The sequence below is a fragment of the Bacillus sp. 123MFChir2 genome (assembly GCF_000383235.1).
GTDB lineage: Bacteria > Bacillota > Bacilli > Bacillales > Bacillaceae_G > Bacillus_A.
In genome coordinates this window covers 23,530-40,006 of record NZ_KB910935.1, presented here as the reverse complement: position 1 = coordinate 40,006, position 16,477 = coordinate 23,530, and the positions used below count along the sequence as shown (strand labels likewise).

Below are 16,477 nucleotides of genomic sequence, written 5' to 3'. Positions count from 1 at the left end.
ACATTTTGGTAACCTTCGTACAAAAAAGTGCATTATTTACAGTGTTGAAAATCAAGGTTAAACTAACTATGGTTAATCTTAAAGAGAAATTTTTTATAGATAGTAAGCGAAGGGATGATAATCATGCAATCATTACAAGGAAAAACAGCGTTAATTACTGGTGCTGGAAGAGGCATAGGGCGTGCGACAGCAATTGCACTTGCGAAAGAAGGAGTAAAAATTGGTTTAGTTGGTCGTACACTAGCAAACTTAGAAAAGGTTGCAGACGAGCTAAAAGAATATAATGTAGAAGTAAGCATTGCAGCTGCAGATGTAAAAGATTTAGAATCTGTATACAAAGCCGTTGATGTTATTAAATCTGAATTAGGCGCGTTAGATATTTTAATTAACAGTGCTGGTATTAGTGAATTTGGTGGTTTCTTGGATCTTAGTCCTGAAACTTGGGAAAATATTATGCAAGTAAACGTAATGGGTGTATACAACGTAATAAGAGCAGTATTACCAGATATGATTAATCAGCAATATGGTGATATTATTAATATCTCATCTACTGCAGGACAAAAAGGGGCAGCTGTTACAAGTGCATATAGTGCTTCTAAATTTGCAGTACTTGGTTTAACAGAGTCTTTAATGTACGAAGTAAGAAAACATAATATACGTGTAAATGCATTGACACCAAGTACAGTTGCAACGGATATGGCGATAGAATTAAACTTAACCGATGGTAACCCAGAGAAAGTAATGCAAGCAGATGATTTGGCGGAATACATGGTAGCTCAATTAAAACTACATCCACGTATTTTTGTGAAGAATGCTAGTCTTTTATCTACTAATCCATAAAAAGGACAACACGAAAACCCCTTGGACGCTAAGGGGTTTTCGTGTTGTCTACTTCTTATAATGAGGTAATGTCTGAGACAAACAAGATTTTAGTTTATTTATCACTAAGAATGTTTGATTCTTCTCATGCTTCTGTTATATTATAAGTTTTTATTTCTTTTCGTTTGTTTTTCCCCCTCATGTTGAGAGAAGTGAGGCTAGGGGTGAATTAGGGGGAAATCCCCTTATAACGTCTCTATATATAATAAATGATGTATTAAAGAACGATTGCATTGGCGGTTTTGCAAGCTACACTAGTTGTCAGCGAACAGCCAGTATTTGTTCCTCATCAGTATATCGGTTGTTCGACGATGTAAATGAAAGTTGGAAAAATTCAGGACGCAAGAGGAAAAGTCTTTAGATATAGGGATACAGCCGCATTCCCATCAACTAGATAAATATTTTTTCACCTAACAAGTAGCTTTTCTTGAATAAGTATTCATTTCCCTAAGTCTATTAAAATGTCAAAAACCCCTGCTTCTTGATCGAAATTAAGGGTTTTTGATATTTTAATGATTGTATTTTATTTTGAAAACACTAGACTATATTCGATATAAAAAAAGTGGAAATTCCTCAATTTTATCGTTTGGAGTAGTTTATTTCTTTGTTTGTAATATCTTTAGGTGTAGAATTGTCAGTTTATTAATCTGTCGATTCTAAAGAACCTAATTCTTCTTTAATTTCTACCATTCGTTTTTTTCCCCAATCATACATCATTTCAATTATAGGTAGCAGAGTCATTCCAAGTTTAGTCATAGAGTACTCAACTTTTGGAGGAGACTCTGGGAAAACTTTTCGGCAAATAATTTCATCTTCTGTAAGTTCACGTAACTGATTAGTTAATATTTTGTGAGATATTTTAGGGAAAAGTCTTTGAAGGTCACTAAAGCGGTGTGGTCCTTCTACACCAAGGTGCCACAAAATAACCACTTTCCACTTCCCGCTAAATACAGACAAAGTCAGTTCTTTTTCACAATTAAAATCACCATTTAATATCTTCTGTTTAATTTCTTCCCGTAATGTATCTGACATATCTTCTTAACTCCTTGTCTTCTTGCAATAGTAACTTTTTGGTAACCTTCGTACAAAAAAGTGCAGTCTTCACAGTGTGAATAATCGAGGTTAAACTATATTCAGGCTTAAAATTATTTTTTATTTAGAGGAGATAAACACACAATGAATAAAAACGCATTATTTATTATACCATCAGATCGCTTTAATGAAGATGAATTATTTCATCCCCAAGAAGTATTAGAAAATGCAGGAGTTAAAGTGACGATTGCAAGCACCAAAATTGGTGAAATTACAGGAGACAATCAAGGGAAGACAAAAGCAGAAGTTATTTTCTCTGAAGTTCCAGTAAATGATTATGATATTATAGCTGTTATTGGTGGTTCTGGCACTATAGATTATCTATGGGGAAATCAAATTTTGATAAGTTATTTGAAGCAAGCTTATGAGCAGAAAGTTCTTGTAACAGGAATTTGTGCCGGATCCGTTGTAATAGCTCAAACTGGTTTACTTTCCGGACGACAAGCAACATGTTATCCAGTAGATGTGATGATTAATGCATTGAAAGATAATAATGTAGAATATATTGCAAAACATGTTATTGCCCATAATGACATTATAACCAGTGATGGTCCGGATGGTGCTAAAGAGTTTGGAAAAAGCTTAGTTGAAGCACTAATCTAATTTTTATAATTGATTTTGAGCAATTTGCACAGATATACAGCATTAGAAACTTACAGTCTAAGGATTATTTAGATAAAGCATAATGTTTTTTCTTTTGCAAAATATTAATTAGTTATCAATATACATTTAAATGAAAATATGCTAATATCAGGTAGTTGAGTGGATCGACAAGGTGTATGGAAACGATTCCTTTCTTTTGGAGTCACTAAAGAAAAATGTAATTTATAATCCCATTTTTATAGTTTTTTGTATTCGGTATAGTAAAATGCCTCGAAAACTATAAAAATTGATGAGTGGCTCAATAAAGAAGTAATCGTGGCCGTACCCCAACAAAAGAGACTGTGAAATATTACGCAATGAATATTCGTAATATTCATGTTTTAAGGAGGGAGGAACAATTTCTATATCGCACACATATGTGCTTGAGAGGAAAGAAGAATTATTAATATTAGAATGTGAAAATAATAGTATTAACATCTCAAAATGCCTCGTAAATATATATGATTATGGAAAAGACATGAAATAATTTATCGTTAATCAATTTGAATACGCTATTTTAAAATATAAACACGTTTGTAAAGTTATTTATATTTTAAAATAGCAAATATGTCTTATTGTGAAAAAATTAATGGGGTGTACTTGTAAAACCCTTGTATTGTTTATAAGTTGAATGTTTGGAATAAAGATTATGTTTCAGGAAATCCAATATTATTTAAATAATTATAACTATCAACTTTTTATATCTATGTGAAAAGATTAACTAAGTAAAATGATGGAATTGGCAAATATATTAGGTTATATCCAAAACATTGGGAGGCTTGCTATATGCAAATAGCACTAATTGCTCACGATAATCAAAAGAACGAAATGATTCAACTTGTGAAAAAATATAAATCAATCTTAGAGGGACATTACTTGTTGGCAACTGGAACAACAGGGAAGAAAATAAATGCAGCTACTGGTTTAACAATTAAATGTCTTCAGTCTGGTCCATATGGTGGCGATCAAGAAATCGGTACATTAATAACAAAAAAATTAATTGATTTTGTTGTTTTTTTAAGAGATCCATTAACTGCACATCCACATGAACCTGATGTATCAGCCCTGATGAGATTATGTGATGTATATAAAGTACCGCTTGCTACTAATGTTGAAACAGCAAAAGTACTCATTCATGCTTTAGAACAACCATCTATTTCAGTTGCTGGATAAACTCAATTAACACGTTAAAGATGGTTATATTTGTAGAGTTAGTGCTAACAAACTACATAAATCAAAATAGTGCCTTCAATATGTTATAAAAGAACGAATATCCTTGCTTTACTCAAAATTTATGGTAAGGATTACTTTATCTTTGTTCATATCTAAGGTGATATTTTGTAAAAGGAATTTTTTAGAGAGAAGGTAACAGCATGTGTGGCTTTGTAGGTTGCTTATATGATAGACCTAGGGAATTTTCAACTGAGGATATTGTACAGTTTGAGATGATGAATTCAATTATTCATCACCGTGGTCCAGATGATGAAGGCTATTTCCGCGATGAACATGTACAATTTGGTTTCCGTCGCTTGAGTATTATTGACTTAAAGGCTGGTCATCAGCCATTGACATATGAAAATGAGCGATATGTAATTATTTTTAATGGCGAAATTTATAACTATGTAGAACTTCGAAATATGCTCTTGGAAAAAGGGGCTACATTTTCAACACAATCAGATACAGAAGTACTAATCGCTTTATATGCAAAAATGAAGGAAAAGTGTGTAGATTACTTGCGCGGCATGTTTGCATTTGTAATTTGGGATCGTGAAGAAAAGCGCTTATTCGGTGCACGTGATCATTTTGGTATTAAACCATTGTTTATTGCACAAGAAGAAGAGATGATTTATTTTGCCTCTGAAAAGAAAAGCATTCTCTATGCATTGAGAGATAAAGGTATAAATATTTCATCTCTACATCATTATTTTACTTATCAATATGCACCAGAACCACAATCTTTAAATGAAGCGATTAATAAGCTAGAACCAGGACACTATTTTGTTAAGGAACCTGGGAAAGAAATTTCCTTCCATCGCTACTGGAAGCCATATTTCAATGCTTCTGATGTATCAAAAGAGGATCATATCAAAAATATTCGTGATGTATTATATGATTCTGTAAAATTGCATATGCGAAGCGATGTTCCCGTTGGATCCTTTTTATCTGGGGGGATCGACTCCTCAATCGTTGTATCTATTGCAAAAGAGTTTAATCCTAATTTATTGACATTCTCTGTAGGTTTTGAACATGAAGGTTTTAGTGAAATTGATATAGCAAAGGAAACAGCAGACAAACTCAATGTGAAAAATTATAGCGTTCTTGTAACGCCAGAAGAATTTATGAATGAATTTCCAAAAATTATGTGGCATATGGACGACCCATTGGCGGATCCAGCCGCTGTTCCGTTATATTTTGTAGCAAAAGAAGCACGTAAGCATGTCAAGGTGGTTTTATCTGGTGAAGGGGCTGATGAATTATTCGGTGGTTATAATATTTATCGTGAACCGAATTCATTAAAGTTATTTCAGTATATTCCATCATCAGGAAAACGCGCTTTAAAAGCATTGAGTGGTGCATTACAAACAGATTTCAAAGGAAAAAGTTTCATTGAACGTGGCTGTATGCCCATCGAAGAGCGTTATTATGGAAATGCAAAAATTTTCAGAGAAAGTGAAAAAGTAGAGCTTATGCAAAACTACAGTAATGCTGTAAACTACACGGACATTACCAAACCTTTGTACAATGAAATACGTTCTTATAATGATGTAAGCAAGATGCAATATATTGATATGTTTACCTGGTTGCGTGGTGATATACTTGTAAAGGCAGATAGAATGACATTGGCGCACTCCTTAGAACTTCGCGTTCCATTTTTAGATAAAGAAGTGTTCGATGTTGCATCAAAGATCCCAGATGATTTAAAAATTGCAAATGGCACAACAAAATTTCTTCTACGAGAAGCAGTAAAAGACATTGTTCCGAATCATGTGCTAAAACGTAAAAAACTAGGTTTTCCTGTACCAATTCGTCATTGGCTAAAGAATGAAATGTATGATTGGGCTGTAACTATTATTACAGAAAGTCAGACTGATCATTTAATTAATAGGCAATACGTTTTAAAATTGCTCGAAGCACACTGTATTGGAAAAGGAGATTATAGCCGTAAAATTTGGACAGTTTTATCATTTATGGTATGGTATCAAATCTATATAGAACATAAGTTTAATACAAGTATATTTCACGAAACTGTAAGGTAATATATATGAGAAATATTCATAATTTTAGTGAACATATTTTTAAGTATGTTAAAACACTTCTTCCTGGGGTACCGCCCATCGCTATCGAGCTAAGACAATGCAACTACCCCCAGAACAAAATTTTGTACTAATTTGTAAGAAAAAAGCTTATTTTTTTCGTTTTGGAGAACAATCAAATTAAGAATTTTCACTACCCCTAAGTACAAAAACTTTTCTGGTGCAAAAATACTTTACCAGAAACATAGAACGGCAATATTCTGTTAGTGGAGAGGTTAAACAGCTAATCCAAACAATTTATGAATGAATTCAGATTCATTTCAGGCAGATTTCACCCTTTGGTGTAATTGTCAACCTAAACATGTACACTTTTGCTTGTCTAAGGATGTACAAAATTACTCATTCTTTTTATTAAAATGATCCTTCATTCAATAAAATTTTCCAACAATGCTAACGACTGTGGCGTGATGTAATACACGATCCAATATGGCGTTAGCTATTTTTGTGTCTTAAAAAACTTCATACCACAATTTGAAATTGACATTGGTAGTTAGAATCGTACTACGTTTTTCATAACGCATATCAATTAATTAACTGAAAAAACAATTTTGCATCCTCTGGATTGATTGGCAAATAACCAATTTCATCAATGATAAGTAATTTATACTTTGTGTAATGTTTTATATAAGTTATTGTCCAGGTAATCAATTTTATTATGAGTTTACAGTACAGGATGGAAAGATAATAGATGGGCCTAAATATAATATTGATAGGGGGGGGCACCAGTCGTTGCTATGCAGAACAAAACATGGCCGCTACTTGCTGTCTATCTTTGTTTTAAACTTTGCATGTGGCAGGAAAAGGAACTGACCACCTCTATGCATGGCCAGTTGCTCTCGCTCATCAAAAAAGAAAAGGGTTTTTATGTTAGTTTTTCAATTTGCATCTATATATCATTAAGCTTTTGCCAAACCAAGTAGAACAGCCCCGCCAATAATTAAAGCACTACCAAGCGCGATAAATACCATTTGACGTTTTGTTTTCTTTTCACCTAAGAAGACAATTGCACCAAACGTTGAGATGACAATCCCTGTTTGAGATAATGAGAAGCTTGTTGCAACGCCAACTCGTGGTAAGGAAAGAAGTAAGAATAGGTTCCCTGTTCCCCAGAGTAGACCAGATAAGATATTACGAATTGCATATTTGTTAAATGGTTTATGCTTAAATGTCAGTACAACTGCTCCAACAAACATACCAACTGCTTGAGGTAAAATAGCAGACCAGCCATCAATATTGTACCAACGAATAATGATTACATACATAAAATAACCGACAGTCGAAACAATTAGAGTCAGTAACCCTTTTTTCAATTGTCCCTGCGGTTGTGCATTTTCTTTATCATCTAAAGAAGTAAAAACAACACCGACTACGATTAAGAGAATTGCAATCGTTCCCATAATGATTGTAGTAGTAGTTGTCCATTCATGAAAGGCAATAACCCCAAAGATAGAAGTAGCTACAAGCTGCATGCCTGTTGAAATGGTAACTGTTGTTGAAACGCCTAATGTTTGAACTGTTTTTAATTGATTAACTTGTCCTAAAGCCCAAAATAAACCTGAAATAAAGCCAATAATTAATATAGTTAAAGATAGTGCTGGTGTTGTAAATGCATACATAATTGTTGCGAAGAATAGAGCGCCAATTGTCATACCTACCGTTTGGCTATATGCACCGCCGCCCATTTTTACACTTACTAATAAAACGTTTCCCCATGCTAATGCAGGAAGAAGTGCTAATAAAATGTCCATTACAAGACTCCCTTCTTGTTATAGCAATAAAATATATGTAGTTCTAATGATTGGTAATTTTCCACTTAAGAAGTGATCGTTAAAACGATGAAGTAGTGATGTTTATAAGGAGAACGCAGTCATTATATAAACGCGTTTTCATATCTCCTTTTTTGGCACCTTCATATAATAACAGGAAAGAGTCTCTTTTAGAAAGTAAATTCAAATAGAATGTATATTTCTATGAATATGAAAATTGTAATAGTTTATGTGGGAATTTGAAGATATAATAAATTATAAAAATTTGGATTTTTTATCCATTTAAATTGATGGAGTACGGGGAAAATAGAATATAAAGGGGATGTAAGCTGTGGAAGGTTATGTATTGCAAGAACAGAAAACAAATAAGATTCAAGTGGTAAGAGCAGATATAAGTCATGTCGAAGGGATTGCCAAGGTTTGTACAGATGGATGGCTAGCGACATATGAAGGTTTGCATAGTCAGGAATATATCGATCGTGTCATTGAAGAATACTATAATCATGAGCGTATTCATAAAGAAGTACTGACGAATAACGAAAATTGGTATGGATGGTTCGTTGCACTTGAAAACGGGCAAGTTGTAGGGGCGATTGGTGGAGGAACAACGGGTGAAAATTGTGGAGAGATTTTTGTCCTCTATTTAGATCCGAGTCGAAGAAGAGAAGGAATCGGCACATTGTTAGTAGATTATTTTACAGAAATTCAAAAAGAAAAAGGGATTGTAGAGCAGTGGGTGTCGGTTGCCGAGGGGAATGAAAAGGGAATTCCCTTTTATGAAGCAAAAGGATTTGTAAAGCAATCTGAACGTCCGAATCAAGGAAGTACAGAAGAAGAACCGGCCGTATCTTACCGGTATTGCCGAAATATATAGAAAAATAGCCTCCGCTAAAGAGGCTATTTTGCATTTACATGTTCCCTTTGTTCATAGTGCACAATCTGATTATTGTGGAAAACAGAAGTATGGTCATATACGCCTTCTTCTTGTAAAACCGTGGGTAAAAAATACTTTGTTAAAGAGTTTATTCCTCTATTTTCGTTAGATAAAATCCAAGAAATGTGCTTCCAATCTAAAATACCTTCAGCTACTTTTTTCGGCGTGTGATAAGAAGTATGAGCTGGGAGATTAGTGGTAAACAGGTACAATCCACTTGAACTTGTATTGTCGATTGTCCATGATAATGTTCCTTTATAGGTGACTTCTTGCTCTGTTAAATATAGTCCTGTCTCTTCTTCAATTTCACGTAGAATGCATGCCATTGGTGTTTCGGTTTCTATCATTTTTCCACCAACACCATTCCACAAGCCTTGCAGCGGTGATTTTTCTCGATTTAGCATTAATATTTCATTCCCTTTTTTTATAAAGCAAAGTGTTTGATTGTACATGAAATTCCTCCTTTTCTTCTATCATTCTACAAGGAAGGCATATTTTCATCTTATTTCGCGGGAAATATATACATCCATTTTGATTTTTCAACATATAAGTCGTTGCTATGTAAAAGAACAAAGTGACCGCACCCTCGCTTTCTCTCTTTGTTTTACCATCGTACGTGGCAGGAAAAGGCCCTGACCGCTTCTATGCATGGCCAGATTCTCTCGCTCATCTGAAAAAGAAACGGGCGTTTATGTTTGTTTTTCAATTTGTATTTACATCATATAAAAAACAGTAGCTTTGTCGAAAGCTACTGTTAAACAGATGTTATTTTTTTATTGATAAATTGAATGAGCAATAAAAAGACAATTGACATACCGACAGTTGTAAGAACGAGTGCCCAGGCAAGTGGCATGTTGCTTGCATCAATTGCCATATAAATTGCGGTTGGAATCGTTTGTGTTTTACCGGGAATATTACCAGCGAACATAAGCGTTGCACCAAATTCCCCTAGAGCGCGGACGAAACTTAAAATCATTCCGCCTAGTAGAGAAGGGAACGCGAGTGGTAATGTTACATGTAAGAACACTTGTAATTCATTTGCTCCGAGGTCTCTAGCTCCGTCTTCAATTTGTTCATTGGCAATGATGAAGCCCGTTTTCGCTGATTGGTACATAAGCGGAAATGCAACTACAGTTGCAGCAATCACAGCAGCCCAAGATGTAAACATAATCGATTGTTTAAACAAGGTTTCAATCCACTGACCAAGGGGGCTGTTTTTTCCAAAAATAATAATGAGGAAAAATCCTATTACTGTGGGCGGAAGTACCATCGGCAGTAGAAAAATGGTTTCTAATAAAATTTTATAGCGCTTCGAGGATCGGGCTAAAACACGGCCAATTATCGTTCCGAATACCATCACAATGATCGTAGAAAGTGCAGCAACTTTTAGTGAAAGAATGATAGGTGACCAAAATGTATCAAATATCATAGTTACAATTACAGCACTGTAAAACCATATTTTTTAAAGATGGCTATAGCGTCTTTAGACTGTAAATATTCATAAAAAGCAGTTGCCTCTTTTTTATGTTTCGTTGCTTTTACGATACCTAATGGATAGCGGATTGGTTCGTGTGAATTCGCCTGTGCTGTAGTAGTAATTTTTACTCTTTTTGAAATAAGGGCGTCTGTTTTATAAACAATCCCTGCATTCACGTTTCCTGTTTCTACGTATGTTAATACTTGGCGCACATCTTTTGTGTATACAACTTTATTTTGAAGGTCGTTCCAAAGATTTAAATGAGTAAGCGCCTCTTTTGCGTATTTTCCAGCTGGAACGGATTCAGGTGTACCTAGTGCGATTTTTGTTACTTGCTCATCTTTTAACGATTGAAAATTTTTTAGATTACTATCTTTAGGAACAACTAATACTAGCTCATTGCCGAGTAGATTTTTTCCTTCTTTCTGATCAATAAGTCCTTTCGTTACGAGTGTTTGAAATTTATCTTCTGCGGCAGAGAAGAATAAATCAACAGGAGCTCCTTGTTCAATTTGCTGTTGCAGCTTGCCAGAACCGTCGAAGTTAAATGAGAGCTTTATATTTGGTTCTTTCTTTTCATATTGTGTTTGAATCTCTTTTAATGCATCTTGTAAACTAGCTGCTGCAGAAATGGTAAGTTCAATTTTTTCTTCTTTAGCTGTTGTTTTTTCTTGTTTATTTGTGCTTGTACACCCCGTACTGATTACGAGAAGTAGTGTGAGTAAAATACTGCACGTAACGCGAAATATGTACTTGTTCATTTTCATTTCTCCCTTCTTTTCCCCCTAGTTTAATTATAACTAAATATATTTAATTATAAATAGTTATAATTAGTTATGTTGTGATTTTTCTCACGATAGTGAAAATAAATAGAAGCAAAACGGTTATTTTTGTTACAATGAAGGCAGAAAGCGAGGAATCGGTTTATGGATCATCATTCCTACACAACAGAAGAAGTAGCGAAGCGGTTAAAAGTATCGAAGTTAACAGTGTATGATTTGATTAAAAAAGGTGAATTGCCCTCTTATCGAGTTGGTAGGCAAATGCGTGTTGATGCAAGTGATTTAGAGCAATATATTACAGAGATGAAAACAGGAAAAGTACAGGTAGTTTCTTCATCTATACAAGTAATGAATCCGCCTAGTAAATCTGATTCTTGTATTATCAGTGGACAAGATTTATCTTTAGATATGTTAACGAAACATGTAGAGAGCCGTTTGAAAGCTTCTAATATATTGCGGGCGTATCAAGGGAGTTTAACAAGTTTGGTTCAGATGTATCAAGGAAAAGGAGACATTGTTAGTCTTCATTTGTTCGATGGGGATACGGGAGAATACAACATTCCGTATGTAAAACGAATTTTAGTTGGACAGCCTTGCATTGTTATGAATTTATTATCAAGAACATCAGGTTTTTATGTGAAAAAAGGAAATCCGAAACAAATAAAGACATGGAATGATTTATGTAATCCATCCATTCAATTTGTAAATAGGGAAAGAGGATCTGGTATTCGTGTTCTTGTCGATGAACAATTGCGTATAAATGGAATATCGAAAATGGGCATTTGTGGTTACAATTGGGAAGAATCAAATCATATTGGCATTGCTTCTCAAGTTGCAAATGGAAAGGCTGATGTAGGAGTAGGGACAGAAAAAGTAGCCCAAATTGTAAATGTAGATTTTGTTCCACTTATACAAGAACGTTACGATTTAGTGATTTTAAAGACAGGAGAAAATATTGAGCTGATTGAAACAGTAAAAGAGGTATTGCAGTCTCCTGAATTTCACAATGAATTGCGTGCTATTGGTGGTTATGATATAAGTAAAACAGGTGAAATTATATATGAAACAAAATGAAAAGTGCTGCTTGTAGAATTACAAGCAGCACTTTTCATTTATATAAAGGGGAAGGGGGTTATACAAGGACATGTGCGAGTGCGTAAATAACTGCTGTAAGAAGAGCCGCACCGCTTACAAGTCCCATGTAATCAAATTTGTTAAAGGTAATGTTGTTCATAGTTATCTCTCCTTACTTATGTAATGTAGTAGCAACCATTTTTGCATCGGTAGGGGGAAACACGAGCTGCATTGTAGTTGCTATCCATGTTTAGTATGTGAGTGCCTTTTCGATGTATTTGTGTTGCCCTGTTGCTGCTTTAAGTATATGACAGGTATAAGAAAGTAACTATCGAGTTAGCTTACATTAGAATTACAGTTTTGTAAGGAAAAGATTTTAAAAATTGTCACTTAATTTTATTACCAACTATTAATACTTAGTGTTATAATTAAAAATATATAAATCAAATTCAAAAACTGGCATAAAACCCTTTTTTGCCACAGGCAATGTTTAAACAAAGAGAGAAGGCAAGTATAGGCTACTTTTTGTTCAGCATGGTGGCGACTTGTGTGTGGGAAAGTCAAATTGAATTTATATAAATACAGTTATAAAAATTAAATTGTAGAAGGGAACAGGTCGAATGTATACATTCATTGTAAGGCTGTTGAAATATATATTTAAAACATTTGGAAAAGTGGAAGTATATGGAAGAGAAAAATTACCGCAAAACGGAGCATATGTGGTAGCTTGTACTCATACAAGTTGGATGGATGTCGTCATGTTAGCAACGGGGATGTTACCGACAAAAATTTACTATATGGCCAAAAAGGAATTGTTTGAAAGTAAATTTGGAAATTGGTTTTTTAAGGGCGTAAATGCATTTCCGGTTGACCGTGAAAATCCGGGACCGAGTACGCTGAAAATTCCATCTAGGTTATTAAAAGAAGGAAAGGTTGTTGGGATTTTTCCGAGTGGAACGAGATCAGCAGAAGCGACTTCATTGAAAGCTGGAGCAGTTACAATTGCCTTTCGTTCTAATGTTCCATTAGTTCCGGCTGCATACGTTGGGCCTAACAGTTTAAAAGAATTGTTTCGCGGAAAAAGAGCGCAATTAATTTTTGGTGACCCGATTCAAGTGGAGCAGTCAGCACAGATGGATCGTAAAGAAGTGATGCAATTGATGACAGAAAAATTAAATGAGACGTTTACACAGTTAAAAGAAACGTTGCAAGAAGATAAAACAGCATAATAGTAATAGGAAAAGACGACCTGGCATAGAAGGTCGTCTTTTCAAATTTATCTATATAAGGGGAAAGGGGACACAAAATTATATAAGAATCACTGCGGCAACGTAAATGAATGCTGTAAGAAGAGCCGCGCCGCTAGCAAGCCCAGCGTAATCAAATTTGTTAAAAGTCATTTGGCTTTCCATTATAATCTCTCCTTACTTGTTTGATTTAGTAGAAACAGGTTTTTATTTGTTGCTGCCTTGTTTCTGATTTCATTGTACGAAAACAGGGGCGCTTTAACCATCGAGTTAGCTTACAGAAAGCTTACATTTTTGTAATAGAAGTGTAAGGCAGTTCAATGGTAGGCGTTTCTTTTTTTCTCTAAACTGAGAGAAAGGTTACGTATAAAGTGCAAGGGGGGAAACCAAAGTGGGAAAAATACAGAGACGTGTATTTTTGGGGGTACTTGCTAGTATTGCTGTCGTTGTCTTACTATTACCAACAAAGCTTGGTCCAGTAATTGATAAATATAATCCGTTTTATCAAACGAAAGCGTATTACACAGTCGTAAAAGGTATTGGTCAACATATTGGGGATGGCTGGTATGAATATGAGTTTGTTGGATACGATGAAGATGGACGGGAACAGAAGATTACAAAAACGATTCAAAAAATGTTAAAACAAAACGAACCATTGGAAATAATCGCTAAAGGGCGTTATGCTGAGAGGTTAGTTGAAATAGATAAAGAAGATATTCCGCTCAATGCGAGAGGGAAACTTTTAACGATACAATAAAAAGAAAGACATAGTGTAACTACTCAGTCACTCTATGAAAAACTGACATAAAAACCCCTTTCTTTTTTGGGGAGGACGAGAGCGTCTGGCCGTGCATAGTAACAGTCAGGGCCTTTTTCTGCCACGCACAAAGTTTTAAAACAAAGAAAGGTAGCAAGGTAAGGTGTAGGTCCATTTTTATCTTCATGGCAGCAACCTATATGCTGAAAAATGAAAATAACATTCTATAGGTAATAAGGGGCGTATTTTCACTGGAATCATACCCCTTGCCAAACTTCTAAATGAAATTTATAGCTGAGTGATTACGACATATTACAATACTGTAAGGTACGTGTAATGTAATTCGATAGTTGCGGCTGCAAGTATGACCTATACTAAAAGCAGAAAGAATGAAATACATCTTTCTGTTTGAATCAATAATGTGATGAAAAGGATTAACAACCAACTACATGTGGGTCTCATCTCAAAAGAGGTGGGACTATTTTTCTATCTTACAAAAATGTAAGGTTTACGTAAGCAAATTCAATGGCTCTTTTGTCATATTTTTTTCATAATAGAAACAGATATAAAAGTTAGGGAGATTATAGAAGGGAGATAAGTGAGATGCAAAAAGAAGAAGTAGTTAAGTTTCCATTAGTAGAGTATTTTAGCTACTTTGGTGTTGCGATTGTATGTATTGGGATTTTTGATATAATTACAAACTTTATTGTTTAATAAATAAATGAACAAGAAGGCGATCCTTCTTGTTTTTTTATTTTATATATGTTTTAGAAAGTTGTACTATATAGATGCAAATTGAAAAACTAACATAAAAACCCTTTTCTTTTTCGGTGGGCGAGAGCAACTGGCCATGCATAGAGGCGGTCAGCTCCTTTTCCTGCCACATGCAACGTTTAAAACAAGGATAGACAGCAAGTAGCGGCCATGTTTTGTTCTGCACAGCAGCGAATTAGATGTTAAAAAGTAAACTTACATTTATATATATAAATGTAAGTTTAAAAATGAAGATAGGTTTACATACAATGTCAGGAAGAGGTGGTAGAAATGAAATGGATTGATAGTCATATACATTTGGATCAATATAAAAAAGAAGAGCAATTACAGTTAATTGAAGATATACAAAAGGCGAAGGAAATAGCAGGGTTGATTGCGGTGTCGATGAATTATCATTCTTGTCAGCAAACATTGGAGTTAGCGAAGAATTATTCATTTATTTATCCAGCTCTTGGGTATCATCCCGAGCAAGACGTTGATTTTAAGCAATGCAAAAAAATTTGTCAATTAATTGATAAAGAAGCGCATCGTATTGCGGCGATTGGAGAAGTTGGTTTGCCTTATTATTTGCGCCAAGAAAATCCTGCATTGTTGCTAGAGCCATATATTGAAATGCTAGAAAGATTTGTACATATGGCTAAAAAGTATAATTTACCAATCATATTACACGCTGTATACGATGATGCGGAAGTCGTTTGTGATTTACTTGAATCTTATCAAATACGCCATGCTCATTTTCATTGGTTTAAGGGAAGTCAACAAACGATGGAAAAAATGATAAGGAATGGGTATTATATTTCGGTCACCCCCGACATTGTATACAAAGAAAAAATTAAAGATATTGCTGCTTTTTATCCGTTATCACAGATTATGGTAGAGACGGATGGACCGTGGAAATTTACTGATGAGATGACGCATCCAAGTATGATTTTACAAGTGTTAAAGAGTGTAAGTGAAATAAAAGGACTATCGCTTGAAGATGTAGCGGAAACGATCTATAAAAATACGGTTCAATTTTATAATATATAAACCCAAGTTAACTACTCAGTTACCATTTTTATATTTGTTTCGTACCTTCTGTATCGCAAAATCAGACTTAAGAAGGATGTTGGAGCTGTATATTCTTGGTATGATAGATAATGAGTTGTATATACGTAATGCTGAAAGGGGACAAGTTTCAGCGAAAGAAGAGGTAATATACATGAAGAAATTTTTTATAGGATTTTTAGTTGTTTTTGGAGTATATATGTTTTTTCGAGGCGAATCAGAAGGTGCGGGAAAACCTGTAAGCCAAACAAGTTATGTTGATTCAGAAGAAGCAAAACAGATGAAACAAATTATTAGCGAAGAGGCTAAGAAATATAATCTCCCAGAATGGATACCTCTTACAGTTGCTGAGCACGAGAGTCGTTTTAATCCAAGAGCTGTTGGAGATCGTGGGACATCGTTTGGGTTGTTTCAATTGCACCGGGGTGGTGGACTTGCTCCTGAGAATTTAACCGATGAGGAGTTAAAAGATCCGCGCAAAAATGCTGAAATTGCTATGCCTCATTTGGCAAAAGGGTATAAAAGGGGTATGGAAAAAGGGTTAACAGAATTTGAGTTACTTAAATATGTAGCGAATACATCCGGCTGGCCTGGTACTCTTGGAACAGAGTGGACGGATAAAAATATGAAATATAATATTGGATTAGAGAATGTGTATTATCAAAATAAAGGTGTTATGAAAGAGTAGGCTG

General features: G+C 34.6%; 17 protein-coding genes and 2 pseudogenes. 11 read left to right on the top strand and 8 right to left on the bottom strand.

The window, feature by feature from the left end:
- Positions 1 to 123 precede the first annotated feature (123 nt).
- Positions 124 to 840, top strand: coding sequence for a 3-ketoacyl-ACP reductase (locus H280_RS0108855; protein WP_020060768.1), 717 nt, complete (start codon positions 124 to 126; stop codon positions 838 to 840).
- Positions 841 to 1,521: 681 nt separating this feature from the next.
- Here H280_RS0108855 and H280_RS0108850 read toward each other — a convergent pair.
- On the bottom strand, positions 1,522 to 1,911 hold the full coding sequence (locus tag H280_RS0108850) for a winged helix-turn-helix transcriptional regulator (protein ID WP_020060767.1): 390 nt from the start codon (positions 1,909 to 1,911) through the stop codon (positions 1,522 to 1,524).
- Between the two features lie 144 nt (positions 1,912 to 2,055).
- Here H280_RS0108850 and H280_RS0108845 point away from each other — a divergent pair, with 144 nt between their 5' ends.
- The 3 genes from H280_RS0108845 to asnB all read left to right on the top strand — a co-directional run bounded on the left by H280_RS0108845 (position 2,056) and on the right by asnB (position 5,870).
- Positions 2,056 to 2,574: a DJ-1/PfpI family protein gene (locus H280_RS0108845; protein WP_020060766.1), complete on the top strand. Its 519-nt coding sequence runs from the start codon at positions 2,056 to 2,058 to the stop codon at positions 2,572 to 2,574.
- Between the two features lie 825 nt (positions 2,575 to 3,399).
- Positions 3,400 to 3,786: a methylglyoxal synthase gene (mgsA, locus tag H280_RS0108840; protein WP_020060765.1), complete on the top strand. Its 387-nt coding sequence runs from the start codon at positions 3,400 to 3,402 to the stop codon at positions 3,784 to 3,786.
- 200 nt (positions 3,787 to 3,986) lie between these two features.
- Positions 3,987 to 5,870: an asparagine synthase (glutamine-hydrolyzing) gene (asnB, locus tag H280_RS0108835; protein WP_020060764.1), complete on the top strand. Its 1,884-nt coding sequence runs from the start codon at positions 3,987 to 3,989 to the stop codon at positions 5,868 to 5,870.
- 425 nt (positions 5,871 to 6,295) lie between these two features.
- On the opposite strand, the pseudogene H280_RS24930 reads toward asnB, so the two are convergent.
- Positions 6,296 to 6,551 (bottom strand): annotated as a pseudogene (locus tag H280_RS24930) (ATP-binding protein); the annotation flags it as partial.
- 12 nt (positions 6,552 to 6,563) lie between these two features.
- Between H280_RS24930 and H280_RS26400 the strand changes: the two are divergent.
- Positions 6,564 to 6,647, top strand: a pseudogene (locus H280_RS26400) (methyltransferase); the annotation flags it as partial.
- 176 nt (positions 6,648 to 6,823) lie between these two features.
- Here H280_RS26400 and H280_RS0108830 read toward each other — a convergent pair.
- The gene (locus H280_RS0108830; protein ID WP_020060763.1) at positions 6,824 to 7,675 is read right to left on the bottom strand and encodes a GRP family sugar transporter; all 852 of its coding nucleotides are present in this window, start codon (positions 7,673 to 7,675) and stop codon (positions 6,824 to 6,826) included.
- Positions 7,676 to 8,024: 349 nt separating this feature from the next.
- Between H280_RS0108830 and H280_RS0108825 the strand changes: the two genes are divergently transcribed.
- Positions 8,025 to 8,567, top strand: a complete 543-nt coding sequence (locus H280_RS0108825) for a GNAT family N-acetyltransferase (RefSeq protein ID WP_020060762.1) — start codon at positions 8,025 to 8,027, stop codon at positions 8,565 to 8,567.
- 23 nt (positions 8,568 to 8,590) lie between these two features.
- On the opposite strand, the gene H280_RS0108820 is transcribed toward H280_RS0108825, so the two are convergent.
- From H280_RS0108820 to modA, 3 genes are all read right to left on the bottom strand, one after another.
- Complete coding sequence (locus tag H280_RS0108820) at positions 8,591 to 9,079, bottom strand: NUDIX hydrolase (RefSeq protein WP_020060761.1); 489 nt, start codon at positions 9,077 to 9,079, stop codon at positions 8,591 to 8,593.
- A gap of 302 nt (positions 9,080 to 9,381) precedes the next feature.
- On the bottom strand, positions 9,382 to 10,056 hold the full coding sequence (gene modB / locus H280_RS0108815) for a molybdate ABC transporter permease subunit (protein WP_020060760.1): 675 nt from the start codon (positions 10,054 to 10,056) through the stop codon (positions 9,382 to 9,384).
- An 8-nt stretch (positions 10,057 to 10,064) separates the two neighbouring features.
- Positions 10,065 to 10,865 (bottom strand): molybdate ABC transporter substrate-binding protein, encoded by an 801-nt coding sequence (modA, locus tag H280_RS0108810; RefSeq protein ID WP_028411172.1) that lies wholly within the window; start codon positions 10,863 to 10,865, stop codon positions 10,065 to 10,067.
- A 165-nt stretch (positions 10,866 to 11,030) separates the two neighbouring features.
- On the opposite strand from modA, the gene H280_RS0108805 reads away from it, so the two are divergent.
- Positions 11,031 to 11,960 (top strand): substrate-binding domain-containing protein, encoded by a 930-nt coding sequence (locus H280_RS0108805; protein WP_020060758.1) that lies wholly within the window; start codon positions 11,031 to 11,033, stop codon positions 11,958 to 11,960.
- Between the two features lie 58 nt (positions 11,961 to 12,018).
- Here the strand turns inward: H280_RS0108805 and H280_RS24925 are convergent, their stop codons facing one another.
- Positions 12,019 to 12,120: a DUF3948 family protein gene (locus tag H280_RS24925; protein ID WP_020060757.1), complete on the bottom strand. Its 102-nt coding sequence runs from the start codon at positions 12,118 to 12,120 to the stop codon at positions 12,019 to 12,021.
- A 460-nt stretch (positions 12,121 to 12,580) separates the two neighbouring features.
- On the opposite strand from H280_RS24925, the gene H280_RS0108795 reads away from it, so the two are divergent.
- A complete protein-coding gene (locus H280_RS0108795; RefSeq protein WP_020060756.1) occupies positions 12,581 to 13,189 on the top strand; it encodes a lysophospholipid acyltransferase family protein in 609 nt (202 codons plus the stop codon).
- Between the two features lie 78 nt (positions 13,190 to 13,267).
- On the opposite strand, the gene H280_RS25680 is transcribed toward H280_RS0108795, so the two are convergent.
- On the bottom strand, positions 13,268 to 13,372 hold the full coding sequence (locus H280_RS25680) for a DUF3948 family protein (protein WP_020060755.1): 105 nt from the start codon (positions 13,370 to 13,372) through the stop codon (positions 13,268 to 13,270).
- 235 nt (positions 13,373 to 13,607) lie between these two features.
- On the opposite strand from H280_RS25680, the gene H280_RS0108785 reads away from it, so the two are divergent.
- From H280_RS0108785 to H280_RS0108770, 3 genes are all read left to right on the top strand, one after another.
- On the top strand, positions 13,608 to 13,964 hold the full coding sequence (locus H280_RS0108785) for a YxeA family protein (RefSeq protein ID WP_028411171.1): 357 nt from the start codon (positions 13,608 to 13,610) through the stop codon (positions 13,962 to 13,964).
- Positions 13,965 to 15,008: 1,044 nt separating this feature from the next.
- Complete coding sequence (locus H280_RS0108775; protein ID WP_020060752.1) at positions 15,009 to 15,767, top strand: TatD family hydrolase; 759 nt, start codon at positions 15,009 to 15,011, stop codon at positions 15,765 to 15,767.
- A 172-nt stretch (positions 15,768 to 15,939) separates the two neighbouring features.
- A complete protein-coding gene (locus H280_RS0108770) occupies positions 15,940 to 16,473 on the top strand; it encodes a transglycosylase SLT domain-containing protein (RefSeq protein ID WP_028411170.1) in 534 nt (177 codons plus the stop codon).
- Positions 16,474 to 16,477 lie beyond the last annotated feature (4 nt).

Bases quoted from the DNA above. Each gene is read 5' to 3' on its own strand.
- modB (WP_020060760.1), bottom strand. From the start codon at position 10,056: ATGATATTTGATACATTTTGGTCACCTATCATTCTTTCACTAAAAGTT.
- H280_RS0108830 (WP_020060763.1), bottom strand. From the start codon at position 7,675: ATGGACATTTTATTAGCACTTCTTCCTGCATTAGCATGGGGAAACGTT.
- H280_RS0108775 (WP_020060752.1), top strand. From the start codon at position 15,009: ATGAAATGGATTGATAGTCATATACATTTGGATCAATATAAAAAAGAA.
- H280_RS0108845 (WP_020060766.1), top strand. From the start codon at position 2,056: ATGAATAAAAACGCATTATTTATTATACCATCAGATCGCTTTAATGAA.
- H280_RS0108820 (WP_020060761.1), bottom strand. From the start codon at position 9,079: ATGTACAATCAAACACTTTGCTTTATAAAAAAAGGGAATGAAATATTA.
- modA (WP_028411172.1), bottom strand. From the start codon at position 10,865: ATGAACAAGTACATATTTCGCGTTACGTGCAGTATTTTACTCACACTA.
- H280_RS0108795 (WP_020060756.1), top strand. From the start codon at position 12,581: ATGTATACATTCATTGTAAGGCTGTTGAAATATATATTTAAAACATTT.
- H280_RS0108855 (WP_020060768.1), top strand. From the start codon at position 124: ATGCAATCATTACAAGGAAAAACAGCGTTAATTACTGGTGCTGGAAGA.
- H280_RS24925 (WP_020060757.1), bottom strand. From the start codon at position 12,120: ATGAACAACATTACCTTTAACAAATTTGATTACATGGGACTTGTAAGC.
- mgsA (WP_020060765.1), top strand. From the start codon at position 3,400: ATGCAAATAGCACTAATTGCTCACGATAATCAAAAGAACGAAATGATT.
- H280_RS0108805 (WP_020060758.1), top strand. From the start codon at position 11,031: ATGGATCATCATTCCTACACAACAGAAGAAGTAGCGAAGCGGTTAAAA.
- asnB (WP_020060764.1), top strand. From the start codon at position 3,987: ATGTGTGGCTTTGTAGGTTGCTTATATGATAGACCTAGGGAATTTTCA.
- H280_RS0108850 (WP_020060767.1), bottom strand. From the start codon at position 1,911: ATGTCAGATACATTACGGGAAGAAATTAAACAGAAGATATTAAATGGT.
- H280_RS0108770 (WP_028411170.1), top strand. From the start codon at position 15,940: ATGAAGAAATTTTTTATAGGATTTTTAGTTGTTTTTGGAGTATATATG.
- H280_RS25680 (WP_020060755.1), bottom strand. From the start codon at position 13,372: ATGGAAAGCCAAATGACTTTTAACAAATTTGATTACGCTGGGCTTGCT.